This window comes from Paucibacter sp. XJ19-41 (assembly GCF_028462495.1).
GTDB lineage: Bacteria > Pseudomonadota > Gammaproteobacteria > Burkholderiales > Burkholderiaceae_C > Roseateles_E.
The window spans coordinates 18,394-41,425 of sequence record NZ_JAQOWX010000043.1; the positions used below are offsets into that span (position 1 = coordinate 18,394).

The window sequence follows — 23,032 nt, forward strand, 5'->3', positions numbered from 1 at the left end:
CGCACCACCATGCACAACCCTTTGCTGGACAAGCTCCACCCCTACCCCTTCGAGCGCCTGCGCGCGCTGATGAAGGGCATCACGCCCAACCCGGCCTACCGCCCCATCAGCCTGGGCATCGGCGAGCCCAAGCACCCGGCGCCCCAGCTGATCGAGGCGGCCTTGATGGCCAGCCTCAAGGGTCTGTCCGGCTACCCGGCCACTGCCGGCGAGCCGGCGCTGCGGGAGTCGATCTGTGCCTGGATCCAGCGCCGCTATGCGCTGAGCCTGGATCCGGCCAGCCAGGTGCTGCCGGTCAACGGTTCGCGCGAGGCCTTGTTCGCGCTGGCGCAGACCGTGATCGACCCGACACGCGAGGGCGCCACCGTGGTCTGCCCGAATCCCTTCTATCAAATCTACGAGGGCGCCGCCCTGCTGGCCGGCGCGCAGACCGCCTTCGCCAACAGCGACCCGGCCCGAAATTTCGCCGCCAACTGGGCCGAGATCGACGCCGCCACCTGGGCCCGCACCCAGCTGCTCTATGTCTGCTCGCCCGGCAACCCGACCGGTGCGGTGATGCCGCTGGACGAGTGGAAGATGCTGTTCGAGCTCTCCGACCGTTACGGCTTCGTGATCGCCTCGGACGAGTGCTATTCGGAGATCTATTTCCGCGAGGAGGCGCCGCTGGGCGGCCTGGAGGCGGCGGCCCAGCTGGGCCGCACGGATTTCCGCAACCTGATCGCCTTCACCAGCCTGTCCAAGCGCTCGAACGTGCCCGGCATGCGCTCGGGCTTTGTGGCCGGCGACGCCGCCATCATCAAGAAGTTCCTGCTCTATCGCACCTATCACGGCAGCGCGATGAGCCCCATCGTGCAGGCCGCCAGCATCGCCGCCTGGAACGACGAGGCCCATGTGGTCGAGAACCGCCAGCAGTACCGCGCCAAGTTCGCGCAGGTGACGCCCATGCTGTCGGCCGTGCTGGATGTGGCCCTGCCGGACGCCGGCTTCTATCTGTGGGCGGCCGTGCCCGGTGGCGATGACATCGCCTTCGCCCAGGGCCTGCTGGCTCAATACAATGTCGCGGTGCTGCCCGGCAGCCTGCTGGCCCGCGAGGCCCACGGCGTCAATCCCGGCGCCGGCCGCATCCGCATGGCCCTGGTGGCCGAAGTGTCCGAATGCGTTGAGGCCGCTCAGCGCATCGCCGAATTCACCCCCCTCTTCAAGCAATCGCTCCGAACACCATGACGCAACTGCAGACCACCATCGAACAGGCCTGGGAAGACCGCGCCTCCCTGAACACCGCCAGCACCGGCGCTGTGCGCGAGGCCGTCGACCATGTGATCGCCGAGCTGGACGCGGGCCGCCTGCGCGTGGCCGAACGCCAGGCCGTGGGCCAGTGGACCGTGCACCAGTGGGTCAAGAAGGCCGTGCTGCTGTCCTTCCGTCTGAACGACAACCAGCTGATGGGCGATGGCGCCCTGACCTTCTTCGACAAGGTGCCCAGCAAGTATGGCCAGATGGATGAGGCCGCGATCCGTGCCAGCGGCGTGCGCGTCGTGCCGCCGGCCGTCGCGCGCCGCGGCAGCTTCCAGGCCAAGAACGTGATCCTGATGCCCAGCTACGTGAATATCGGCGCCTATGTCGACGAGGGCACGATGGTGGACACCTGGGCCACGGTGGGTTCCTGCGCGCAGATCGGCAAGAACGTGCACCTCTCCGGCGGTGTCGGCATCGGCGGCGTGCTGGAGCCGCTGCAGGCCAACCCGACCATCATCGAGGACAACTGCTTCATCGGCGCCCGCTCCGAGGTGGTCGAGGGCGTGATCGTCGAGGAAAACTCGGTGATCTCGATGGGCGTCTACATCGGCCAGAGCACGCCGATCTATGACCGCGAGACCGACACCGTGTCGTACGGCCGCGTGCCGGCCGGCTCGGTCGTGATCAGCGGCTCGCTGCCGAAGAACGATGGCAAGTACAGCCTGTACGCCGCCATCATCGTCAAGAAGGTCGACGCCGGCACCCGCGCCAAGACCAGCATCAACGATCTGCTGCGCGCCTGATCCGGCGACCACAGGGAGCACCGGCATGAGTGGAAACATGGAACGCATCCTCAGGCTGATGGCCGAGAAGGGTGCGTCCGACGCCTATCTCTCGGCCAATATGCCGGTGCTGATACGCATCAACGGCCAGATCCTGCAGCTCTCCGACCAGCTGCTGACGCCCTCGCAGCCGCGCCAGCTGATCGCCGAGGTGATCGACGCGAACCAGCTCGGCGAACTCGACGCCACCGGCGAGCTGAATATGGCGGTGGCGATCTCCAAGGTCGGCAGCTTCCGGCTCTCCGGCTTTCGCCAGCGCGGCTCGATCGCGGCGGTGTTTCGCCACATCCCGCACGACATCCCGACCCTGGACAGCTTGAACCTGCCGCCAATACTGGGCAAGCTGATCCAGGAAAAGCGCGGCCTGATCCTGATGGTGGGCGCCACCGGCACCGGCAAGAGCACCACGCTGGCTGCGATGCTGGAGCAGCGCAACCAGAATATGTCCGGCCACATCCTCACCATCGAGGACCCGCTGGAATACCTGTTCACCAACAAGCGCTCGGTGGTCAACCAGCGCGAGGTCGGCCGTGACACCGCCTCGTTGCAGATCGCGCTGAAGAACGCGCTGCGCCAGTCGCCGGACTGCATCCTGATCGGCGAGATCCGTGACCGCGAGACGATGACGGCGGCGATCTCCTATGCGTTGTCCGGCCATCTGGTGGTGGCGACCCTGCACGGCAACAACAGCTATCACGCGCTGAACCGCATCCTGTCCTTCTACACGCCCGAGTCGCGTCCGGCCCTGCTCAACGATCTGGGTGCCGGACTGAAGGCCGTGGTCTCGCAGCGCCTGGTGCGCGCGGCGGCCGGTGGTCGGGTGCCGGTGACCGAGATCCTGCTGAACACCAAGCTGATCGCCGAACTGATCGAGCAAGGCGATTTCGGTGGGGTCAAGGAGGCGATGGAGAAGTCCATCGCCGAGGGCTCGCAGACCTTCGAGGAGCATTTCGCCAAGCTGATCAAGGAAGGCACGATCAGCCGCGAGGAAGGCCTGGCCTTCGCCGACTCGCCGACCAATCTGCTGTGGCGGCTGCAAAACGATGCCGGCCCGCCCAGCGGCCAGAACGGCAACAAGAAAGAGGAGCCGGCCAGCGATCACGCCAGCTTCACCGAAATCACCCTGGATGTGCGTACCGAATGAGCTCCACACTTGCCCTTCTTGAGGCCTTGATCGCCCGGCCTTCGGTCACGCCCGCCGATGCCGGCTGCCAGGCGCTGATCGCCGAACGCCTGAGCGCCTGCGGCTTCGAGATCGAACGCATGGACAGCGGCCCGGCGAACGCGCGGGTCAGCAATCTGTGGGCCTTGCGGCGCGGTGCGGCCGCCGACGGCCCGGTGCTGATGTTTGCCGGCCATACCGATGTGGTGCCGCCCGGATCGCTGGCCGCCTGGACCAGCGACCCCTTCGTGCCCAGCTACCGCGAGGGCCGCATCTATGGCCGCGGCGCGGCCGATATGAAGGGCTCGGTGGCGGCCATGGTGGTCGCGGCCGAGGAGTTCGTCGCGGCGCATGCCGGTCACCAGGGCAGCGTCGCCTTCTTGCTGACCAGCGACGAGGAAGGCCCGGCCACCGATGGCACCGTGGTCTGCTGCGAGCTGCTGAAAGCGCGGGGCCAGAAGCTGGACTACTGCATCGTCGGCGAGCCGACCTCGGTCGAGACCCTGGGCGACATGATCAAGAACGGCCGCCGCGGCACCCTGAGCGGCAAGCTCAAGGTCAAGGGCGTGCAAGGCCATGTGGCCTACCCCCATCTGGCCCGCAACCCGGTGCATCAGGCCGCGCCCGCGCTGGCCGAGCTGGCGGCCACCGAATGGGACCGCGGCAACGCCTATTTTCCGGCCACCACTTTCCAGATCTCGAACATCAACGCCGGCACCGGCGCGACCAATGTGATCCCGGGCGAACTGGTGATCGACTTCAATTTCCGCTTCTCGACCGAGGCCACGCCCGAGGGCCTGAAGTCCAAGGTCCATGCCCTGCTGGACCGCCATGGGTTGGAGTATTCGCTGAGCTGGACCCTGGGCGGCGAGCCCTTTCTGACGCCGGTGGGCAATCTCAGCGAGGCGCTGCGTGCGGCCATCCGGAGCGAGACCGGTCTGGAGCCGCAACTCTCCACCACCGGCGGCACCTCGGACGGCCGCTTCATCGCCAAGATCTGCCCCCAGGTGCTGGAGTTCGGACCGATCAACGCCAGCATTCACAAGATCGACGAGTATGTGCCGGCCGATTGCGTCGAGCCGCTGAAGAATGTCTACCGACGCACGCTGGAGAACCTGCTGCTGTGAACCTGATCGCCTGTATCGAGGCCCAAGCCGCCCGCCTGACCGAGGCGGGCGTTTCTTTTGGGCATGGCACGAACAATGCCTTTGATGAAGCCGCCTGGCTGGTGCTGTGGCGCCTCGCGCTGCCGCTGGATGCGCTCGACGCGCATGCCGAACAGGCGCTGAGCCCGGCACAGCTCGCCGAGATCGACGCCCTGGTGGCCGAGCGCATCGCCAGCCGCCGGCCGGCCGCCTACTTGACCCGGGAAGCCTGGCTGCAGGGCGTGCCCTTCTATGTGGACGAGCGTGCCATCGTGCCGCGCAGCTTCATCGCCGAGCTGATCGCCGATGCCAGCATCGATGCCTGGTTGTCGGAGCAGACGACGCGGGTGCTGGACCTGTGCACCGGCAACGGCAGCCTGGCCGTGCTGGCCGCGCTGGCCTGGCCGGAGGTGAGCGTCGATGCGATCGACCTGAGCGCTGAGGCACTGGAAGTTGCCCGCATCAATGTCGACAAGCATGGCCTGCAGGAGCGCATCCGATTGTTGCAGGGCGATGGCTTGAAACCGGCCGATGGCCGCTACGACCTGATTCTGTGCAACCCGCCTTACGTCAACAGCGCCTCTATGGCCAAGCTGCCCGCCGAATACCGTGCCGAGCCCGCGCTGGCGCTGGCGGGTGGTGCCGACGGCATGGACTTTGTGCGTCAGCTGCTGGCCGACGCGCCCGGCCATCTGAGCGAGCACGGCGTGCTGGTGCTGGAGATCGGCAATGAGCGCGAGTTTTTTGAGGCGGCATTCCCGCAGCTGGAAGTGGCCTGGATGGAGACATCGGCCGGAGAAGAGCAAGTGTTGTTGATTACCCAAGAAGGATTGACCCAGGGCCTGGCCGCATCATGATCACGCTGCGCAATATCACGCTGCGTCGCGGCACCAAGATCGTTCTCGATGACGCCAGCGTCACCTTGCAACCGGGCGAGAAGATCGGCCTGGTCGGCCGCAACGGCGCCGGCAAGTCCAGCCTGTTTGCGCTGCTGACCGACCGCCTGCAAAGCGACAAGGGCGAGGTCGACATTCCGCGCCAATGGGCCGTTGGCGAGGTCGCGCAGAACATGCCCGAGACCGAGATGCCGGCCACCGACTATGTGCTGGAAGGCGACATCCGCCTGATGGCGGCGCGCCAGGCGCTGGCCGATGCGGAGGCGGCCGAGGACGGCCACGCGATGGCTGATGCCCATGCGCTGTTGATGGATGCCGGTGCCTTCGATGCGAAACCGCGCGCGCAAGCGCTGCTGATGGGCCTGGGCTTCAAGGGCGAGCAGGTCGACGCGCCGGTCAACAGCTTCTCGGGCGGCTGGCGCATGCGTTTGCAGCTGGCTCGGGCGCTGATGTGCCCTGCCGATCTGATGCTGCTGGACGAGCCGACCAACCACCTGGACCTGGACGCCCTGGTCTGGCTGGAGGCCTGGCTGCAGCGCTATGAAGGCACGCTGATCATCATCAGCCATGACCGCGAGTTCCTCGATGCGATCACCAAGGTGACCCTGCATCTGGACGAGGCCAAGCTGATGCGCTACGGCGGCAACTACACGGCCTTCGAGTCGATGCGGGCCGAGCGCATGGTCTTGCAGCAGGCCGCATTCGGCAAGCAGCAGGACCGCATCGCCCACCTGCAGAAGTTCATCGACCGCTTCAAGGCCAAGGCCAGCAAGGCCAAGCAGGCGCAAAGCCGGGTTAAGGCGCTGGAGCGCATGGAGAAGCTGGCGCCGGTGCTGGCCTCGGCCGATTTCAGCTTCGAGTTCCGCGAGCCGGTCAGTCTGCCCAATCCGATGCTGATGTTCGACGAGGTGGCCTGCGGCTACGAGGTCGACGGCGTCGAGAACATCATCGTGCGCGGCATCAACCGCTCGGTGCTGGCCGGCCAGCGCATCGGCATCCTGGGCGCCAACGGCCAGGGCAAGTCCACCGTGGTGAAAACGGTGGCCCGCATGCAGCGCGCGATGGGCGGCAAGATCACCGAGGGTAAGGGCCTATCGATCGGCTACTTTGCCCAGCAGGAAATGGACGTGCTGCGACCCGAAGAGGGGCCGCTGTCGCATATGGTGCGCTTGGCCAAGGAGGTCAGCCCGAGCGCGCGCGAGCAGGAGCTGCGCGACTTCCTGGGCCAGTTCCGCTTTGTCGGCGAGATGGTCAACCAGCAGGTCGGTAGCCTCTCGGGCGGCGAGAAGGCGCGGCTGGTGCTGGCCATGCTGGTCTGGCAGCGCCCCAACCTCTTGCTGCTGGATGAGCCGACCAACCATCTGGACCTGAACACTCGCGAAGCGCTGTCGATGGCACTCAACGAGTTCGAGGGCACGGTGATGCTGGTCAGCCATGACCGCGCACTGCTGCGCGAGGTCTGCGATGAGTTCTGGCTGGTCAGCAAGGGCGTGGTCGGCCCGTTCGACGGTGATCTGGACGACTACCAGAAATGGCTGCTGGACCAATCCAAGGAGGCCGCAAAGGCTGCCAAGGAAGCGGCCAAGAAGGCCGCCAAGCTGCCCGCCGCCGCCGCTGTCTCAGCGCCGGCGCCGGTGGTCGCGGCGGCCCCTGCCAGCGCAAGTATTGCACCGCGCGAGGACCGCAAGGCCAGCGGCCAGGCCCGCCAACGCCTGGCCGAGCAGACCAAACCGATGCGCAAGGAAATGGAAGGCATCGACGCCAAGCTCAACAAGCTGGCCGATGAGCGCACGGCGCTGGAAGCCCAGCTGGCGGCCGGCAGCACCACGCCGGCCCAGATCGCCGAGCTCGGCAAACGGCTGAAAGCCATCCATGATGAGTTGGAGGCCGCCGAGCTGCGCTGGCTGGAGCTCAGCGCCCAGGTCGACGCGATTCAGGCCGCCGCCTGAGTCTTCTCCCCTCTCAGCGCGCGGCCAGCACGGCCGCGATTGCCAGCGCCGCCGGCAAGGCCTGCACGAACAGGATTTTCTTGCCGACGGTAGCGGCGCCGTAGACGCCCGCAGCCACGACGCAGCCCAGGAAGAAGAGCTGGTTCGCTGTGTTGCCGGCCGCCAGGCCCCAGAGCAGGCCCGCACTCAAAAAGCCGTTGTAGAGGCCCTGGTTGGCGGCCAGGGTCTTGCTCGCCTCGGCGAACTCGGGTGTCAGTCTGAAGACCTTGCGGCCCAGCGGCTTGGTCCAGAAGAACATCTCCAGCACCAGAAAATACAGATGCAGGGCGGCCACCAGGGCCACCAGCAGGTTCGCCAACATCGTCATCTCGTCCCCCTAGCTTGAATAACCATTTAAGTTGTGTGCAATTTAATTGCGGAATACATTATCACCCATGCCACGCAACCAGACCACCGCAGCACCGAGCCAGGCCGAGCAATGGCTGCAGCTGGACCAGCAGCTGTGCTTTGCGCTGTACGCCAGCTCGCTGGCCATGACCAAGCTCTACAAGCCGCTGCTGGAGCCCATGGGCCTGACCTACCCTCAGTACCTGGTGATGTTGGTGCTTTGGGAGGCGGACGGCATCAGCGTTTCCACCCTGGGCCAGCGCCTCTCGCTGGACTCCGGCACCCGGACGCCCTTGCTCAAACGCCTGGAGGCCGGCGCACTGATCACCCGCCGCCGCGCGCAGGACGACGAGCGCCGCGTCGACATTTTCCTCAGCGATGCCGGCCGCGCGCTGAAGGCGCAGGCCCTGAACATTCCGCCCCAGCTCGCCTGCGCCAGCGCCTGCTCGCTGGATGAACTCGTCTCCCTGACCCGGCGCCTGCATGAGCTGCGCAAGCAGCTCTCCAGCGCCGACCTTTCTTCGCCCACCCACCACTCCTGATAGGAAGAAGCACCATGGCACTCGACAAAGTTCTCTACACCGCCACCGCCACCGCCACCGGCGGCCGTGAAGGCAAGGCCTCCTCGTCCGACGGCGCTCTGAGCGTCACGCTGAGTACACCCAAGGAACTGGGCGGCGCCGGCGGCTCGGGCACCAACCCCGAGCAGATGTTCGCCGCCGGTTATTCGGCCTGCTTCATCGGCGCGATGAAGGCCGTCGCCGGCAAGATCAAGATCGCCGTGCCGGCCGATGTGTCCATCACCTCGGAAGTGGGCATCGGCCCGATTCCCGCCGGCTTCGGCATCCAGGTCGCGATGAAGATCAGCCTGCCGGGTCTGGAGCGCAGTCAGGCCGAAACCCTGGTGGCCGCCGCCCACCAGGTCTGCCCTTACTCGAATGCCACGCGCGGCAATATCGATGTGAGCCTGACCATCGTCTAAGGACCTTGGCCGAGCCAGACAGGGGCTGCGGCCCCTGTTGTCGTTTCAGGCCAGCAATTCGAGCAAGAGTTCGATACGCGCCTTGACCGGGCTCAGCGCGCCGGCGCTGGGCAGGGCCGCAGCCGAGGACGTGACCGGACCGGCATCGCAGCGGCTGCTGCGCAGGATCCTGACGCCCTGCTGCTGGGCGCTGCGCAGGGCCTGCTCCAGCGACAGCGACAGCGTGCCATTGCCGGTGCCAGCTACCACCAGACCGTCGACCCCCTGGGCCAGCAAGGCCTGCACGAGCGCGCCGTCGGCGCCGACATGGTTCAGCACGATCTGCACGCGCGGCCAGGCCGCAGCGGGTTTGCCGATACGCGCCAGGCCGACGGCGCCCTCCGCTGCCGGCCAGGCACCCAAGGGGCGCAGCACGCCCTCCTCCACGACGGCGACCAGGCCCCCATCGCTGGAAGCAAAGGCATCGACCTTGTAGCTGTGCACCTTGCGGATCTGCTCGGGCCCATGAACAGCACCCGCGAAGACGGTGAGCACCCCTTGCGCACGTTCATCGCTGGCAACGCTGACGGCATCGAGCAGATTTTGCGGCCCATCGGTCTGCAAGGCCGTCGCCGGTCGCATCGCGGCGGTCAACACCACCGGCTTGCGCGGCGCCAACACGCGGTGCAGGAAATAAGCCGTCTCTTCCAAGGTATCGGTGCCATGGGTGATAACGACCCCGGCCACCTCCTCGCGCGCCAGATGGTGGGCCACTCGCTCGGCCAGCCGCTGCCAGGTCGCGAAGTCCATGTCCTTGCTGTCGAGCTGGGCCACTTGCTCGGCCTCCAGCGCCTGCTGCGCCAGCGGCGGCACGGCCGACACCAGATCGTCCACGCCCAGCTGGGCGGCGGTGTAGCCGACGTTGTCGGACGCCGTGCGGGCCTGGCCGGCAATCGTGCCGCCGGTGCCCAGGATCACGATAAAAGGCTTGTTCTTGCTGACCACGGTCACTTCCTGGATGAATGAACAGTTACTGGATATATACTCAGGCGCATCTTTCCCAGATGTCTGCGAGCCCAGCATGGACGATATCAGCCCCAGTGTTTCCACCGTCAAATTGACGGCACGCCAGCAGCAGATCCTTGACTTGGTGCGCCAGGCCATCGAGCAGACCGGAGCCCCTCCGACCCGCGCCGAGATCGCCAACGAGTTGGGTTTCCGCTCGGCCAATGCGGCCGAGGAGCATCTGCAGGCCTTGGCGCGCAAGGGCGTGATCGAACTGGTCGGCGGCACGTCGCGCGGCATCCGGCTGAAGTCGGACACCTTGAAAGCCATGCATCAGGAGCGCCGCGCCCGTGAGGACTTCCAGTTCTCGCTGCCGATTCCGAATCTGTCGCAACTCACCCTGCCCCTGGTCGGGCGCGTCGCGGCCGGCCATCCCATCCTCGCGCAGGAGCATATCGAGCAGAGCTACACGGTCGAGAGCGGCATGTTCGCGCGCCGACCCGATTTCCTGCTGAAGGTGCGCGGCATGAGCATGAAGGACATCGGCATCATGGACGGCGATCTGCTGGCGGTGCAAAAGGCCAGCGAAGCCAAGAATGGGCAGATCGTCGTCGCACGGCTGGGTGATGAGGTCACCGTCAAGCGCTTCAAACGCAGCCGCAGCGGCGGCATCGAGTTGCTGGCCGAGAACCCCGACTTCGAACCCATCTTGGTCGCGGCCGGCGATGAGAGTTTTGCATTGGAAGGTCTGGCCGTCGGTTTGATTCGCGGGCAAATGGCCTTCTGATACTGCGGCCGCAATCAAGTTTGCAGGGATGATGTCTCTGCAAACATTTGATATGTCTCGGCGCACAAGAAAAAACCCTGGAGGCTTGCGCTTCCAGGGTTTCAAATGTTGGCGGAGTGGACGGGACTCGAACCCGCGACCCCCGGCGTGACAGGCCGGTATTCTAACCAACTGAACTACCACTCCAGATACTCTTGCGAATATCAGATAAGTTCTGTAGTTTCTCGAAGCATGCGCTTCCAAAACTACCAAGCCTTATCAAACTTGGCGTCCCCTAGGGGATTCGAACCCCTGTAGTCACCGTGAAAGGGTGGTGTCCTAGGCCTCTAGACGAAGGGGACTAAACCTTCTATTTACTTCTTCTACTTCGCTGCCCGAGCCGCGCGCCACCGACACCCTGAGGTGACTTGGTGGAGGTAAGCGGGATCGAACCGCTGACCTCTTGCATGCCATGCAAGCGCTCTCCCAGCTGAGCTATACCCCCCAAAAATTCCGGGCTACACGCTGCTCAAGCAGTAATTTCTCTCAAAATACAAGCGGCCAACTGAATGGCCGCTTACCGATGCGAATCGGGCAAACCTTGGCGGAGTGGACGGGACTCGAACCCGCGACCCCCGGCGTGACAGGCCGGTATTCTAACCAACTGAACTACCACTCCGCAGTGGGATAATTTCACAACTGCTGCAGTATACATTATATATCGCAGCAATTATCAAGTTTATCAAACTTGGCGTCCCCTAGGGGATTCGAACCCCTGTAGTCACCGTGAAAGGGTGGTGTCCTAGGCCTCGAGACGAAGGGGACTAAACCTTCTGACTTCTACTTCCTCATCCTTGATCTGCGCGCCAACCACCTCCCCAGAAACCTGAACATGTGGTGGAGGTAAGCGGGATCGAACCGCTGACCTCTTGCATGCCATGCAAGCGCTCTCCCAGCTGAGCTATACCCCCTCAGATCATGCAAGCCGCTTCGATTACTCGTTGCTGTCTGCCGTTCTTTGTGTATCGCGCTGTTCAAGCGAGACATAGAGTATAGAACGATTTTTATGCGCAGCGCAAGCGTTCGACCACATTTTCTTTATCGAACAGTTCCAGCACCGCGTCGACCGACGGAGTTTGTGCACGACCACACACCAGCACCCGCAGCGGTATCGCCAGTTGCGGCATCTTCAGGCCGTGGGCCGTGATGGTTTCCTTGATCGCGGCCTGGATGCCGGCCTTGTTCCAGTCGGTGGCGGCGAGCTTGTCGGCCAGCGTTGCGAGCGCGGGCTTCACCGCCTCGCTGACATGGGCGGCCAGATCCTCGGCGCTGGGCTGCACCGGCGCGAAATACATGGCCAGCCAATCGGCCAGCGCCACCGTGGTCGCGCAGCGATCCTTGAACAGCGCGCACATGGCCGGCAGCCGGCCGAGATCGGCCGTGACGCCGCGCTTGGCCAGCTGCGCCGCGACGAGCGCCGACAGGCGCGCGTCATCGGCCTGCTTGATGTACTGGCTGTTGACCCACTCCAGCTTGGCCGGGTCCCACTGCGCCGGGCTCTTGGAGAGATGCGAACCGTCGAACCAGCTGACCAGCTGTTCGCGCGAGAACAACTCGTCATCGCCGTGGCTCCAGCCCAGGCGCGACAGGTAGTTCAGCATCGCCTCGGGCAGATAGCCGTTCTCTTCGTAGGCGGTGACGCTGACCGCACCGCGGCGCTTGCTCAGCTTCTGGCCATCGTCGCCGAGGATCACCGGCACATGGCCGAAGGCCGGCAGCGGCGCCCCCAGTGCGTTGAAGATATTGATCTGCCAGGGCGTGTTGTTGACATGCTCGTCGCCACGGAACACATGGCTGATCTTCATGTCCCAGTCGTCGATGACCACGGCGAAGTTGTAGGTCGGCACGCCATCGGTGCGCAGGATGATCAGGTCGTCGATCTCGCGGTTGTTGATCGTGATCGGGCCCTTGCACAAATCATCCCAAGTCACATCGCCGCCGATCGGGTTCTTGAAACGCACGACCGGCTTGACGCCCTCGGGAACGGCGGGCAGCACCTTGCCGGCTTCCGGCCGCCAGGTGCCGTCATAGCGGCGCTTCTCGCCGCGCGCTTCCTGGCCTGCCTTCATCGCATCCAGCTCTTGGGGCGTGCAGTAGCAGCGGTAGGCGGTACCGGCGGCGATCATCTGCTCGATCACCTCGTTGTAGCGCGCCAGGCGCTGCATCTGGTAGATCGGACCCTCGTCGTATTCCAGCCCCAGCCACTGCATCGCGGCAAGGATCTGGTCGACCGAGTCCTGGGTCGAGCGCGCGACATCCGTGTCCTCGATGCGCAGCACGAACTGGCCACCGTGGTGGCGGGCATAGGCCCAGGAGAACAGCGCCGTACGAGCGGTGCCCAGGTGCAGAAAGCCGGTCGGCGATGGGGCAATGCGGGTGCGGACAGGGGTGCGGGTTTGTGTCATGGCGAGATCAGGTATTCATGGTCTTCGGGAGCCGGCACTCAGCCCTGCTCCGTGCCGCTTTGCAGGGCCAGCCGGGTGCGGGCCGGGCCATCCTCTTCCTCGCCCTGCGACTTGCGCTGCTGCTGCATCGTCGCGAAGTCTTCGGCCGAGACATCGCCGGTGATGTAGCTGCCGTCGAAGCAGGAGGCCTCGAAGCCGTTCAAGCCCGGGCGCAGCGCTGCGACCACGCGCTTCATCGCATCGACGTCCTGGTAGATCAGCGCATCGGCGCCGATGTACTGGCGGATTTCCTCGATCGAGCGGTTGTGCGCGATCAGCTCTTCGCTGGTGGGCATGTCGATGCCGTAGACATTCGGGTAGCGCACCGGCGGCGCGGCCGAGGCCAGATAGACCTTGCGGGCGCCGGCCTCGCGGGCCATCTGGACGATTTCCTTGGAGGTGGTGCCGCGCACGATGGAATCATCGACCAGCAGCACATTGCGGTTCTTGAACTCCAGGCCGATCGCATTGAGTTTCTGGCGCACCGACTTCTTGCGCGCGCCCTGCCCCGGCATGATGAAGGTGCGGCCGACATAGCGGTTCTTCACGAAGCCCTCGCGATAGGGCTTGCCGATGCGGTGCGCCAGCTGCATCGCCGAGGGCCGGCTCGACTCGGGAATCGGGATCACGACATCGATATCGCTGGGTGGCATCGTCGAGATCAGACGCTGGGCCAGGGTCTCACCCATATTCAGCCGGGCCTGGTAGACCGAGATGCCGTCCATCACCGAGTCCGGGCGCGCCAGATAGACGAACTCGAACATGCAGGGGTTCAGGGTCGGGCTGTCGGCGCACTGCTGCGTGTGCATCTGGCCGTTCATGTCGATGAAGATCGCCTCGCCGGGCGCCACATCGCGGATCAGCTGATGGCCGGTACCCTCCAGCGCGACGCTCTCGCTGGCCACCATGATCTCGCCGTCGGCCGCCTGGCCGAAGCACAGCGGGCGGATGCCGTAAGGGTCGCGGAAGGCCAGCAGGCCATGGCCGGCGATCAGCGCGATCACCGCGTAGGAGCCCTTGATGCGCTTGTGCACCGCCCGCACCGCCTTGAACACCTCCTCGGGCGTCACCGGCAGATCGCGCGCGGCCAGCTCCAGCTCGTGGGCGACGACGTTGATCAGCACCTCGGTGTCGCTCTCGGTGTTGATATGGCGGCGGTCGATGTCGAACAGCTCCTTCTTCAGCGCATGCGCATTGGTCAGATTGCCGTTGTGCACCAGCACCAGGCCGAAAGGCGCGTTGACATAGAAGGGCTGAGCCTCTTCCTCGCTATAGGCATTGCCGGCGGTCGGGTAGCGCACCTGGCCCAGGCCGATGGAGCCCGGCAGCGCCCGCATATTGCGGGTGCGGAACACATCACGCACCATGCCGCGCGCCTTGTGCATGAAGCACTTATTGCCTTGCATGGTGACGATGCCGGCAGCGTCCTGGCCGCGGTGCTGCAGCAGCAGCAAGGCGTCATAAATCAGCTGATTGACCGGCGAGCGAGAAATCACTCCGACGATGCCACACATGGGACTACTTCCTTGTCGTGAAAGATCTGAAGCCGCGGCTCAGACCGGGATGAACTTGAGCACTTCGGCCGGCAGCACCGGCGTCAATAGATGCAAGGCGGCCTGCAGCCAGGGCGCCACCTGAGATTCCTGCCAGGGCCCGGAACGCACGGCCGGCGTCATGCTGACCAGCACCACCGCCAGCAGGCCGATCAGCACGCCGCGCAGCACACCAAAGCCCCCGCCCAGCACCCGGTCGATAATGCTCAGCGGCGTTGCGTGGATCAGCGCCCGCAGCAGCCGCGCCGACAGGCCCCACAGCAGCAGTATCAGCATGAAGGCCAGCACCAGGCTCAGCGCATGCAATAAATTCGGCGCCAGCTTGTCCTGCGGCAGCCAGTTCGCAATGAAAGGGGCGACATAGGGGCAGGCGAAATAGGCCACCACCCAACCCAGGATAGACAGGACTTCGAAGACCAGCCCGCGCCACAGGCCCAGCAGCACCGAGACGGCCAGAACACCCAGCAGTACCAGATCGACCCAGCCCATGGTGCATCAAAGCGTCAGCACGGCCGTCGACAAGCCGCCGCCGCGCACCTTGGCCGCCACCTTGTCGGCCTCCTCGCGGCTGCCGAAGGGGCCGACCCGAACCCGGATGCGTTTGCCGTCCGCCGTGTCCACGGCCTGCGTATACGTCTTCAAGCCCATGCGCTCGACCTTCATGCGCGCCTCCTGGGCGGCCTTGCCATCGGCATAGGCACCGACCTGGACGATGAAACGGCCTTCGGACTTGCTGTCAGCCTTCTTCTCGACCGGTTTGCCTTCCAGCAAGGCCTGCACACGGGCCGACTCCTGCGTCTTCGGCTGCGCCAGCTCGACGGGTTTCTTGTCGACCGGCTTCTCCAGCGGCTTGGGCTTGTCTGCGGGCTTTTCGATGCCTCGTTCCACCGGCTCGGGCTTGGGCTCGGTGACCACCGCCGGAGCTTCAGTCGGCGCCTGAGCCAGCGGCGCCTGGGCCAGCGGCGCTTCGGCCACGGCCGGCAGGGACGCGGGCAAGGCCGGCGGGATCACCACGGCCGGCGTCGCTTCCTTGCGCGGAATGTCGATCGGCAGATCGACCGGGATGGGACGCGGCTGGGTCTCGAAGATCAGCGGGAAGCCGATCACGCCAACGCCCACCAGCAGGGCCGCGCCAATCAGGCGGCGGCGTGCCCTGACCCGCAGCTGCTGCACCACAGTGTCCGAGACCGGTTTTGCCGCGGCTTGATCGGGCGAGCGTTTGAAAAAAGACAGCAAACCCATGAGCTGGAGAGTCGGACAGTGCGTGTTGGAGAGAGTGCTCAGGCGCCAGTGGGTGGCTTGCCGGCGACCAATCGTGGGACACCATGCTTGAGCACGCCGCCCACGGTGAAGAAGGAACCGAAGACCAGAATTCTATCAGCGGGGTCGGACTCGGCCGCCGCTGCGTTCAGGGCTTGCATGGGGTCCGCATGCCGCTGCACGGTCACGGCGGCCGGGGTCTTGATGGCGCCGGCGGCGCGCAGGGACTCGAACTGCGCCGCCAGGGCCTCGGCCTTGGCCGCACGCGGGAGGTCAAGGTCGGTGAAATGCCAGACATCGACCAGGTGCGAGATGCGCCCGATGATCTGGGCCAGATCCTTGTCGGCCATCGCGCCGAACACCACGCGGGTGCAGGGGAAGAAGCCCATCTGATCGAGGTTCTGCGCCAGCGCCGCCACCGCGTGCGGGTTGTGCGCGACATCCAGCACCAGGGCCGGCTGGCCCGGCACCACCTGGAAACGCCCCGGCAGCTCGACCAGGGCCAGGCCGGTGCGCACCGCCTGCGCGCTGATCGGCAGCCGCTCGTACAAGGCCTCGAACACCGCCAGCACGCCGGCCGCGTTCAGCAGCTGGTTGACGCCGCGCAGCGAGGGATAGGCCAGGCCGCTGAAGCGGCGCTCGCGGCCCACCCACTGCCATTGCTGGCGGTCGCCGCTGTAGCTGAAGTCCTGCCCCAGCTGGAGCAGATCGGCGCCGATCTTGCTCGCATAGGCCGCCAGCGAGGCCGGCGGCACCGGATCGCTGACCACCACGGGCCGGCCGGCTCGCATGATGTGCGCCTTCTCATGCCCGACCGACTCGCGGTCGGGGCCCAGATACTCGGTGTGGTCCAGATCGATGCTGGTGATCACGCTGCAATCGGCATCGATGCAGTTGACGGCGTCCAGCCGTCCGCCCAGACCCACTTCCAGAATCACCAGATCCAGCGGCTCGGCCGCCAGCCGGCTCATGATGGCCAGGGTCGTGAACTCGAAATAGGTCAGCGCCAGATCACCGCGCGCCTGCTCGACAGCCTCGAAATGCGGCAGCAGGGAGTCGGCCTCGACCGGCGCACCGGCCACGCGGCAGCGCTCCTGGAAATGCACCAGATGCGGTTTGATATAGAGCCCGACCCGATAGCCGGCTTGCAAGGCAATCGATTCCAGCATCGCGCAGGTCGAGCCCTTGCCATTGGTGCCGGCCACCATCACGACCGGCGCCTCGAACTTCAGCCCCATGGTCTCGCGCAGGCGCTGCACGCGCGCGAGCGTCATGTCGATCTCCTTGGGGTGCAGTCGCTCGCAGTGGGCCAGCCAGTCGTCCAGATTCTTCTTCATGCCATGTCCAAATGAAGACGGCCAGGCTGTCCAGCCTGGCCGCTGCGTCTACAGGGATTGACGGCGCTCAGGCCACCGCGTCGGTGCTCTGCCGCTGCAGCATCGCCAGCTGGCGCGCAATGGTCTCGCGCAGCTCGCGGCGGTCGACGATCATGTCCACCGCGCCCTTTTCCATCAGGAACTCGGCGCGCTGGAAACCCGGCGGCAGCTTCTCGCGCACCGTGTTCTCGATCACGCGCGGGCCGGCAAAGCCGATCAAGGCCTTGGGCTCGGCAATCACGATATCGCCGACGAAGGCGAAGCTGGCCGACACCCCGCCCATCGTCGGATCGGTCAGCACGCTGATATAGGGCAATTTGGCCTTGGCCAGGCGGGTCAGCGCCGCATTGCTCTTGGCCATCTGCATCAGGCTCAGCAAACCCTCCTGCATCCGGGCGCCGCCGGTCGCGGTGAAGCAGATGAAGGGGGTCTTCTGCTCGATCGCCGTCTCGACGCCGCGCGCAAATCGCTCGCCGACCACCGAGCCCATCGAGCCTCCCATGAAGTCGAACTCGAAGCAGGCCGCGACCACCGGCACGCTCATCACCGCGCCGCCCATCACGATCAGCGCATCGGTCTCGCCGGTGTTCTCCAGCGCTTCCTTGAGCCGGTCGGGATACTTCTTGCTGTCCTTGAACTTCAGCGCGTCGACCGGCAGCACCTCCTGGCCCACCTCGTAGCGGCCTTCGCCGTCGAGAAAGGCGTTCAGGCGCGCACGCGCGCCGATGCGGTGGTGATGGCTGCACTTGGGGCAGACATTGACGTTCTGCTCCAGATCGGTCTTGTAGAGCACCGTCTCGCAGGACGGGCACTTGATCCACAGCCCCTCGGGCACCGTGCGGCGCTCGTTCGGGTCGGTCTGCTGCATCTTGGGCGGCAGAAGTTTCTCAAGCCAACTCATGGTTGCAGGCTCCTTTATCAATCAGTGGGGCGCGTCGAGCGCCTGGCGGATATCCCGGATGAACTGGGCGCCGGTTGCGGCGACATTATCGCGCGGCTGGACCTCCAGCAACTCGACCAGGCGTGAACCGATCACGACCGCATCGGAATGGTCGGCCACGGCCCGCGCGGTGGCGCCGTCGCGGATGCCGAAACCCACGCCCACCGGCACCGTCACATGGCGGCGGATGCGCGGAATCATCTCGGCCACAGCCGCCGTGTTCAGATGGCCGGCCCCGGTCACGCCCTTCAGCGAGACGTAGTAGACATAGCCGCTGGCCAGCTGGCCGATGCGGGCCATGCGCTCTTCGGTCGAGGTCGGCGCCAGCAGGAAAATCGGGTCCAGGTCTTGCGCGCGCAGCGCGGCCGCGAAGACCTCGCATTCCTCGGGCGGGTAGTCGACGATCAAGACGCCGTCCACGCCTGCGGCCTTGGCATCGGCGACGAAACGCTCGACGCCATAGCGCTCGACCGGATTGGCATAGCCCATCAGCACCACCGGCGTGCTGTTGTTGTGCACGCGGAAGCCGCGCACATAGTCCAGCACCTGGGGTAGGCCGATGCCGTGCTTGAGCGCCCGCTCGCCGGCGCGCTGGATCACCGGGCCGTCGGCCATCGGGTCGGAGAACGGCACGCCCAGCTCGATCACGTCGGCACCGGCCTGGCCAAGAGCCAGCATCAGCTCGACCGTCGCATCGGGAAAGGGATCGCCGGCGGTGACAAAGGGGATCAGCGCCTTGCGGGCCTCGGCTTGCAAGCGCGCGAAAGTGGTGGCGATGCGGCTCATTGCGTACCTCCCTTCACGCTGTGGCCGGCCATCGAGGGGCGGTCAAAGTACTCCGCCCCGGACAGGTCGGCGACGGTGCCGATGTCCTTGTCGCCACGGCCGGACAGGTTCACCAGCAAGGTCTTGTCCGGCGACAGGGTCGGCGCCAGTTTCATCGCATAGGCCAGCGCGTGGCTGGATTCCAGCGCCGGGATGATGCCCTCGGTGCGGCACAGGCGGTGAAAGGCCTGCAGCGCCTCCTTGTCGGTGATGCCGACATATTCGGCCCGGCCGATGTCCTTCAGATAGGCATGCTCGGGGCCGACACCCGGATAGTCCAGGCCGGCCGAGATCGAGTGGGTTTCGGTGATCTGGCCGTTCGCGTCCTGCAGCAGATAGGTGCGGTTGCCATGCAGCACGCCGGGGCTGCCTGCGCTCAAGGTCGCCGCATGCTTGCCACTGTCCACGCCCTCGCCCGCCGCCTCGACGCCGATCAGGCGCACGCCCTCATAGGGGATATAGGGGTAGAAAATGCCGATGGCGTTCGAGCCGCCGCCGACGCAGGCGATCACCGCATCCGGCTGGTGGCCGATCATCTCGGGCATCTGGGTCAGGCACTCATCGCCGATGACGCGCTGGAAGTCGCGCACCATCATCGGATAAGGATGCGGGCCGGCCACGGTGCCGATGATGTAGAAGGTCGACTCGATATTGGTGACCCAGTCGCGCATCGCCTCGTTGAGCGCATCCTTCAGGGTCTTGGAACCGGACTCGACCGGCACCACCCGCGCGCCCAGCAGATTCATCCGGTAGACATTGGGCGACTGGCGCTTGACGTCCTCGCTGCCCATATAGACCACGCACTCCATGCCGTAGCGGGCACAGATGGTCGCGGTGGCCACGCCGTGCTGGCCGGCGCCGGTTTCGGCGATCACGCGCTTCTTGCCCATGCGCTTGGCCAGCAGCGCCTGGCCGATGGTGTTATTGACCTTGTGCGCGCCGGTATGGTTTAAGTCCTCGCGCTTCAGGTAGATCTGGGCGCCGCCCAGTTCGCGGCTCAGACGGTCGGCGTAATAGATTGGGCTGGGGCGGCCGACGAAATGGGCCAGTTCATGCTTGTACTCGCGGATGAACTCCGGGTCCTTGCTGTAGTGTGCATAGGCCTCGTTCAGCTCATCGAGCGCGTGAACCAGGGTCTCGGCGACGAAGCGGCCGCCGTAGGGCCCGAAATGCCCGCGGGCATCGGGTTGGTCATAGCTTTGCATGGCTTGTTCTCTTCAGGTTTGCTGCTGTTCGATGCGCCGATCCGCTTCGCGGACCTCGGCACAGAACTGCTGGATCAGGGCGGCGTCCTTCAGGCCCTTGGCCTGCTCGACGCCGGAACTCACGTCAACGGCCCAGGGCCGCACCTGAAGAACGCCGGTCAGCACATTTCCGGCATGCAACCCACCAGACAAAACGACTGGAGAGGGCACGTTTCTTGGAATGAGTGACCAATCGAAAACCTTTCCACCGCCGCCATAGCCGTCGACATGCGCGTCGAGCAGAATGGCCTGGGCACCTGAATAGTGATAGGCGAAGTCTAGCAAATCGAAGCCGGGGTTCATGCGCGCGGCCCGCAGCCAGGGCCGCCCTGCCCGCTCGCAGTCCTGCGGGCTCTCGTCGCCATGGAATTGCAAGAGCATATTCGGCAGCGCGGCCAGGCCGGCCGCCAGCTGCTCGTCGCTGGCGTTGACGAACAGCCCCACCGGTGTCACGAAGGGCGGCAGGCGCCGCGCCAGCTCGGCCGCGCGCGCTGGCGTCACATAGCGCGGGCTCTTGTCGTAGAACACAAAGCCGATGGCATCGGCACCGGCCTGGACGGCAGCGTCGACATCGGCCTCGCGGGTCAGGCCGCAGATCTTGATACGGGTTCGGCTCATGCGCTTTGTTTCACTCAGGGCAGCCAGTCCAGCGCCGCCACATGCTCGGGGAGTTGCAGCTCGGCATCGTAGTACGGGCCGATGAAGTACAGGCCGTCGGGGGCAAAGGTCGGCGCCGCCACCTTGCGGTCACGCGCGGCCAGCACCCCGGCCAGCCATTCCACTGAGCGCGTGCCGCTGCCGATGGCCAGCAGACAGCCCATGATGTTGCGCACCATATGGTGCAAAAAGGCCGAGGCATCGAACTCGAAGCGCCAGTAGGCGCCGCGCTTGCTGATCTGGATCGCGCGCAAAGTCTTGATCGGTGACTTGGCCTGGCAGTCCACCGAGCGGAAGGAGCTGAAGTCGTGCTCGCCCAGCAGCACCTCGACGGCCGCGCGCATCGCGTCGCCATCCAGCGGCCGGAACACCCAGCCCACCGAGCCGCTCTCGATCGCCGGCCGCACCGCCGACTCCAGCAGCAGATAGGCATAGCGACGGCCGCGCGCATGGTTGCGGGCATGGAAATCGGCGCCGGGAAAGGCGCACCACTGGATCGCGATATCGGGGGGCAGATAGCGGTTCGTGCCGCGTATCCACGAGAACGGGTCGCGCTCCACCTGGGCATCGAAATGCACGACCTGGTTGAGTCCGTGCACGCCGGCATCGGTGCGGCCGGCGCAGATCGTGCGGATCGGATGCGCGGCAAACTGGGCCAGGGCTTTTTCCAGCTCATCCTGCACCGTGCCCCCGCCCGGCTGGCTTTGCCAGCCCTTGTAGCCGCGGCCGCGGTAGCTGACACCCAGCGCCACCCTTGTTGTCATTCCTGCTCCAGCAAAAGAAAAGGCGCCCGGCCAGGCCGGGCGCCTCGGATTGTGCCTGCTGCGGACTCAGCGCAGCTCGTTGAGCATGGCTTGCGCCTTGTCGCGCAGCGGACCGCTGGCCCGGGCCAGCAGTTCCTGCAGCACATCGCGTGCGCCTTCGGTATCGCCGATCTGGCGGAACTCNTCGCGCAGCGGACCGCTGGCCCGGGCCAGCAGTTCCTGCAGCACATCGCGTGCGCCTTCGGTATCGCCGATCTGGCGGAACTCGTCGGCCAGCTCCAGCTGGCGCTGCAGCGGGTCACCGCCATCGTCGTCCAGCGCATCGAAGGCCTGGGACAGCGGATCGCTCGGGGCATCGTCCTGCAAGATGCTCTCGAACTCGGCCGGCAGACCGCCATCCATGGCTTCGGCGGAGGCAGTCGGGATCGCCTCCTGCTTGCGGGCAGGCTCGGGCAGGTCCAGATCGATGGACGAGAGATCGAAGTCCAGCGACTGGGGCTCGTCGGGCAACTCGGACTGCAGCGTGGCGGCCTGGGTGACCTCCGGCGGCAGATCCAGATTGCCCAGATCGAAGGCCAGTTCCTTGGGCTCGATCTCGCCGGGCTGCGTCGTCGGCGGGCCGTCGAGATCGAAGTCCATCGCCAGCGGCGCCTGCTCCACCGTGGTGGCCAGGGCTTGCGTCGCATCCATCGCAAACGGCGAGACCGAGGGCGGCGAGCCCAGGTCCAGGTCGAGGTCCAGATCCAGACCGCTGGGCGGACCGGCGTCGCGGGCGCGGCCCAGCGGCTCGGTGGCCATCAGGGCGGCGCCGCCCAGCATGCTGTGCTGGGCCGTCTGCGGCAGCGTGCTGGCATTCATCGGCTCGGGATGGCGCTCATGGCTGCCGTCGTCGGGCAGCAGCTCGGGCGAGCCACCCGGCTGGTACAGCGGATTGTCGGCATCGATCTGGCGGCCCAGCTCCTGGGCCTTGGCCCAGTCCTCACCCTGGCCCTGGGTCTCGGCATAGAGCTGCACGGCCAGTTGCTCGAAGCCCTTGGTGTCGCGGCGCTTGGCATAAACCTCCAGCAGCTTGAGCCGGATCGCCAACCGCTCCGGGTTGGAGCGCAGCGCTTCCTTGAGAATCTCCTCGGCCTGCAGGTCACGGCCATAGGCCAGATAGACATCGGCCTCGGCAACCGGATCGACATCACCGATGGCATCAAGCTGGCTCAGCGAGTAGCTCATCGAGGATGCCGGGCCGTTGGCGTCGCGGGTGTCGACGCGCTGGCCGCCGGTATTGCCGAAGAAGGAATCGGGCTGCAGCCGGCTTTCATGGAAGCCAGTGTCGGCCTTGGGCTTGCTGCCCTTGCCGCGCATGCGCATCAGACCCAGCCCGCCCAGCAAGAGCACCAGCACGCCGGCGATCGGCAGCACCAAGGGGCTCTCCATCAGCTCGGCCATCAGACCCGGGCCTTCGGCTTCGGCCGCAGGGGGCGGAACCGGTGTGGGGGCCGGCTTGGCAGCGACGGGGCTTGCGGCCGGCGCAGCCGCAACCACGGGCGCGGGCGCGGGCGCCGATGC

The 23,032-nt window shown here is 65.8% G+C and carries 22 protein-coding genes and 6 tRNA genes; 9 read left to right on the forward strand and 19 right to left on the reverse strand.

Going from position 1 to position 23,032, the window contains the following annotated elements; all coding sequences use genetic code 11:
- The first annotated feature begins 9 nt into the window (after positions 1–9).
- From dapC to PO768_RS13000, 6 genes are read left to right on the forward strand one after another with little or no spacing between them, the layout of a single operon-like run.
- Complete coding sequence (gene dapC / locus PO768_RS12975) at positions 10–1,224, forward strand: succinyldiaminopimelate transaminase (protein ID WP_272646395.1); 1,215 nt, start codon at positions 10–12, stop codon at positions 1,222–1,224.
- Entirely contained in the window at positions 1,221–2,039 is an 819-nt protein-coding gene (gene dapD, locus PO768_RS12980; protein ID WP_137940549.1) for a 2,3,4,5-tetrahydropyridine-2,6-dicarboxylate N-succinyltransferase, read from the forward strand. The genes dapC and dapD overlap by 4 nt, the downstream gene beginning before the upstream one ends.
- 25 nt (positions 2,040–2,064) lie before the next feature.
- Positions 2,065–3,222, forward strand: a complete 1,158-nt coding sequence (locus PO768_RS12985; RefSeq protein WP_137940550.1) for a PilT/PilU family type 4a pilus ATPase — start codon at positions 2,065–2,067, stop codon at positions 3,220–3,222.
- Positions 3,219–4,367 carry a succinyl-diaminopimelate desuccinylase gene (gene dapE / locus PO768_RS12990; RefSeq protein WP_272646396.1) on the forward strand — a complete coding sequence of 383 codons (1,149 nt, stop codon included), beginning with the start codon at positions 3,219–3,221 and terminating at the stop codon, positions 4,365–4,367. Before PO768_RS12985 ends, dapE begins: the two co-directional genes overlap by 4 nt.
- The gene (prmB, locus tag PO768_RS12995; RefSeq protein ID WP_272646397.1) at positions 4,364–5,242 is read left to right on the forward strand and encodes a 50S ribosomal protein L3 N(5)-glutamine methyltransferase; all 879 of its coding nucleotides are present in this window, start codon (positions 4,364–4,366) and stop codon (positions 5,240–5,242) included. The genes dapE and prmB overlap by 4 nt, the downstream gene beginning before the upstream one ends.
- On the forward strand, positions 5,239–7,230 hold the full coding sequence (locus tag PO768_RS13000) for an ABC-F family ATP-binding cassette domain-containing protein (protein ID WP_272646398.1): 1,992 nt from the start codon (positions 5,239–5,241) through the stop codon (positions 7,228–7,230). Before prmB ends, PO768_RS13000 begins: the two co-directional genes overlap by 4 nt.
- A 13-nt stretch (positions 7,231–7,243) precedes the next feature.
- Here the strand turns inward: PO768_RS13000 and PO768_RS13005 are convergent, their stop codons facing one another.
- Positions 7,244–7,597: a DUF1304 domain-containing protein gene (locus PO768_RS13005; protein ID WP_272646399.1), complete on the reverse strand. Its 354-nt coding sequence runs from the start codon at positions 7,595–7,597 to the stop codon at positions 7,244–7,246.
- A gap of 67 nt (positions 7,598–7,664) precedes the next feature.
- Between PO768_RS13005 and PO768_RS13010 the strand changes: the two genes are divergently transcribed.
- Positions 7,665–8,159: a MarR family winged helix-turn-helix transcriptional regulator gene (locus tag PO768_RS13010; RefSeq protein WP_272646400.1), complete on the forward strand. Its 495-nt coding sequence runs from the start codon at positions 7,665–7,667 to the stop codon at positions 8,157–8,159.
- Between the two features lie 14 nt (positions 8,160–8,173).
- A complete protein-coding gene (locus tag PO768_RS13015) occupies positions 8,174–8,599 on the forward strand; it encodes an organic hydroperoxide resistance protein (RefSeq protein WP_272646401.1) in 426 nt (141 codons plus the stop codon).
- A gap of 45 nt (positions 8,600–8,644) precedes the next feature.
- Here PO768_RS13015 and PO768_RS13020 read toward each other — a convergent pair whose 3' ends face one another.
- Positions 8,645–9,583 carry an asparaginase gene (locus tag PO768_RS13020; protein ID WP_272646402.1) on the reverse strand — a complete coding sequence of 313 codons (939 nt, stop codon included), beginning with the start codon at positions 9,581–9,583 and terminating at the stop codon, positions 8,645–8,647.
- 76 nt (positions 9,584–9,659) lie between these two features.
- Between PO768_RS13020 and lexA the strand changes: the two genes are divergently transcribed.
- Entirely contained in the window at positions 9,660–10,370 is a 711-nt protein-coding gene (lexA, locus tag PO768_RS13025) for a transcriptional repressor LexA (RefSeq protein ID WP_262972936.1), read from the forward strand.
- Between the two features lie 109 nt (positions 10,371–10,479).
- On the opposite strand, the gene PO768_RS13030 is transcribed toward lexA, so the two are convergent.
- The 17 genes from PO768_RS13030 to PO768_RS13110 all read right to left on the reverse strand — a co-directional run bounded on the left by PO768_RS13030 (position 10,480) and on the right by PO768_RS13110 (position 22,912).
- Positions 10,480–10,556 (reverse strand) — tRNA-Asp (locus PO768_RS13030).
- A gap of 79 nt (positions 10,557–10,635) precedes the next feature.
- Positions 10,636–10,711 (reverse strand) — tRNA-Glu (locus tag PO768_RS13035).
- 67 nt (positions 10,712–10,778) lie between these two features.
- Positions 10,779–10,854: transfer RNA gene (locus PO768_RS13040), tRNA-Ala, on the reverse strand.
- 97 nt (positions 10,855–10,951) lie between these two features.
- Positions 10,952–11,028 (reverse strand) — tRNA-Asp (locus PO768_RS13045).
- A gap of 70 nt (positions 11,029–11,098) precedes the next feature.
- A tRNA-Glu gene (locus PO768_RS13050) sits at positions 11,099–11,174 on the reverse strand.
- Between the two features lie 70 nt (positions 11,175–11,244).
- A tRNA-Ala gene (locus PO768_RS13055) sits at positions 11,245–11,320 on the reverse strand.
- Between the two features lie 93 nt (positions 11,321–11,413).
- The gene (gene gltX / locus PO768_RS13060; RefSeq protein ID WP_272646403.1) at positions 11,414–12,814 is read right to left on the reverse strand and encodes a glutamate--tRNA ligase; all 1,401 of its coding nucleotides are present in this window, start codon (positions 12,812–12,814) and stop codon (positions 11,414–11,416) included.
- Between the two features lie 38 nt (positions 12,815–12,852).
- Positions 12,853–14,367 (reverse strand): amidophosphoribosyltransferase, encoded by a 1,515-nt coding sequence (gene purF, locus PO768_RS13065; protein ID WP_272646404.1) that lies wholly within the window; start codon positions 14,365–14,367, stop codon positions 12,853–12,855.
- Positions 14,368–14,406: 39 nt separating this feature from the next.
- On the reverse strand, positions 14,407–14,895 hold the full coding sequence (locus PO768_RS13070) for a CvpA family protein (protein ID WP_262972939.1): 489 nt from the start codon (positions 14,893–14,895) through the stop codon (positions 14,407–14,409).
- 6 nt (positions 14,896–14,901) lie between these two features.
- The gene (locus tag PO768_RS13075) at positions 14,902–15,648 is read right to left on the reverse strand and encodes an SPOR domain-containing protein (RefSeq protein ID WP_272646405.1); all 747 of its coding nucleotides are present in this window, start codon (positions 15,646–15,648) and stop codon (positions 14,902–14,904) included.
- Between the two features lie 38 nt (positions 15,649–15,686).
- Positions 15,687–17,003 carry a bifunctional tetrahydrofolate synthase/dihydrofolate synthase gene (folC, locus tag PO768_RS13080; protein WP_272646406.1) on the reverse strand — a complete coding sequence of 439 codons (1,317 nt, stop codon included), beginning with the start codon at positions 17,001–17,003 and terminating at the stop codon, positions 15,687–15,689.
- 67 nt (positions 17,004–17,070) lie between these two features.
- Entirely contained in the window at positions 17,071–17,943 is an 873-nt protein-coding gene (accD, locus tag PO768_RS13085) for an acetyl-CoA carboxylase, carboxyltransferase subunit beta (RefSeq protein ID WP_137940563.1), read from the reverse strand.
- Positions 17,944–17,964: 21 nt separating this feature from the next.
- The gene (trpA, locus tag PO768_RS13090) at positions 17,965–18,768 is read right to left on the reverse strand and encodes a tryptophan synthase subunit alpha (RefSeq protein ID WP_272646407.1); all 804 of its coding nucleotides are present in this window, start codon (positions 18,766–18,768) and stop codon (positions 17,965–17,967) included.
- Positions 18,765–20,012, reverse strand: coding sequence for a tryptophan synthase subunit beta (gene trpB, locus PO768_RS13095; RefSeq protein WP_272646408.1), 1,248 nt, complete (start codon positions 20,010–20,012; stop codon positions 18,765–18,767). Before trpB ends, trpA begins: the two co-directional genes overlap by 4 nt.
- A 12-nt stretch (positions 20,013–20,024) precedes the next feature.
- On the reverse strand, positions 20,025–20,669 hold the full coding sequence (locus PO768_RS13100) for a phosphoribosylanthranilate isomerase (RefSeq protein ID WP_272646409.1): 645 nt from the start codon (positions 20,667–20,669) through the stop codon (positions 20,025–20,027).
- A gap of 14 nt (positions 20,670–20,683) precedes the next feature.
- A complete protein-coding gene (gene truA, locus PO768_RS13105; protein ID WP_262972945.1) occupies positions 20,684–21,472 on the reverse strand; it encodes a tRNA pseudouridine(38-40) synthase TruA in 789 nt (262 codons plus the stop codon).
- A gap of 66 nt (positions 21,473–21,538) precedes the next feature.
- A complete protein-coding gene (locus PO768_RS13110; RefSeq protein WP_442953224.1) occupies positions 21,539–22,912 on the reverse strand; it encodes a FimV/HubP family polar landmark protein in 1,374 nt (457 codons plus the stop codon).
- Positions 22,913–23,032: the final 120 nt, after the last annotated feature.

Bases quoted from the DNA above. Each gene is read 5' to 3' on its own strand.
- dapD (WP_137940549.1), top strand. From the start codon at position 1,221: ATGACGCAACTGCAGACCACCATCGAACAGGCCTGGGAAGACCGCGCC.
- PO768_RS13070 (WP_262972939.1), bottom strand. From the start codon at position 14,895: ATGGGCTGGGTCGATCTGGTACTGCTGGGTGTTCTGGCCGTCTCGGTG.
- accD (WP_137940563.1), bottom strand. From the start codon at position 17,943: ATGAGTTGGCTTGAGAAACTTCTGCCGCCCAAGATGCAGCAGACCGAC.
- PO768_RS13005 (WP_272646399.1), bottom strand. From the start codon at position 7,597: ATGACGATGTTGGCGAACCTGCTGGTGGCCCTGGTGGCCGCCCTGCAT.
- PO768_RS13075 (WP_272646405.1), bottom strand. From the start codon at position 15,648: ATGGGTTTGCTGTCTTTTTTCAAACGCTCGCCCGATCAAGCCGCGGCA.
- PO768_RS13100 (WP_272646409.1), bottom strand. From the start codon at position 20,669: ATGAGCCGAACCCGTATCAAGATCTGCGGCCTGACCCGCGAGGCCGAT.
- dapE (WP_272646396.1), top strand. From the start codon at position 3,219: ATGAGCTCCACACTTGCCCTTCTTGAGGCCTTGATCGCCCGGCCTTCG.
- purF (WP_272646404.1), bottom strand. From the start codon at position 14,367: ATGTGTGGCATCGTCGGAGTGATTTCTCGCTCGCCGGTCAATCAGCTG.
- PO768_RS13010 (WP_272646400.1), top strand. From the start codon at position 7,665: ATGCCACGCAACCAGACCACCGCAGCACCGAGCCAGGCCGAGCAATGG.
- truA (WP_262972945.1), bottom strand. From the start codon at position 21,472: ATGACAACAAGGGTGGCGCTGGGTGTCAGCTACCGCGGCCGCGGCTAC.
- PO768_RS13000 (WP_272646398.1), top strand. From the start codon at position 5,239: ATGATCACGCTGCGCAATATCACGCTGCGTCGCGGCACCAAGATCGTT.
- dapC (WP_272646395.1), top strand. From the start codon at position 10: ATGCACAACCCTTTGCTGGACAAGCTCCACCCCTACCCCTTCGAGCGC.
- gltX (WP_272646403.1), bottom strand. From the start codon at position 12,814: ATGACACAAACCCGCACCCCTGTCCGCACCCGCATTGCCCCATCGCCG.
- lexA (WP_262972936.1), top strand. From the start codon at position 9,660: ATGGACGATATCAGCCCCAGTGTTTCCACCGTCAAATTGACGGCACGC.
- PO768_RS13015 (WP_272646401.1), top strand. From the start codon at position 8,174: ATGGCACTCGACAAAGTTCTCTACACCGCCACCGCCACCGCCACCGGC.
- trpA (WP_272646407.1), bottom strand. From the start codon at position 18,768: ATGAGCCGCATCGCCACCACTTTCGCGCGCTTGCAAGCCGAGGCCCGC.
- PO768_RS12985 (WP_137940550.1), top strand. From the start codon at position 2,065: ATGAGTGGAAACATGGAACGCATCCTCAGGCTGATGGCCGAGAAGGGT.
- trpB (WP_272646408.1), bottom strand. From the start codon at position 20,012: ATGCAAAGCTATGACCAACCCGATGCCCGCGGGCATTTCGGGCCCTAC.
- folC (WP_272646406.1), bottom strand. From the start codon at position 17,003: ATGAAGAAGAATCTGGACGACTGGCTGGCCCACTGCGAGCGACTGCAC.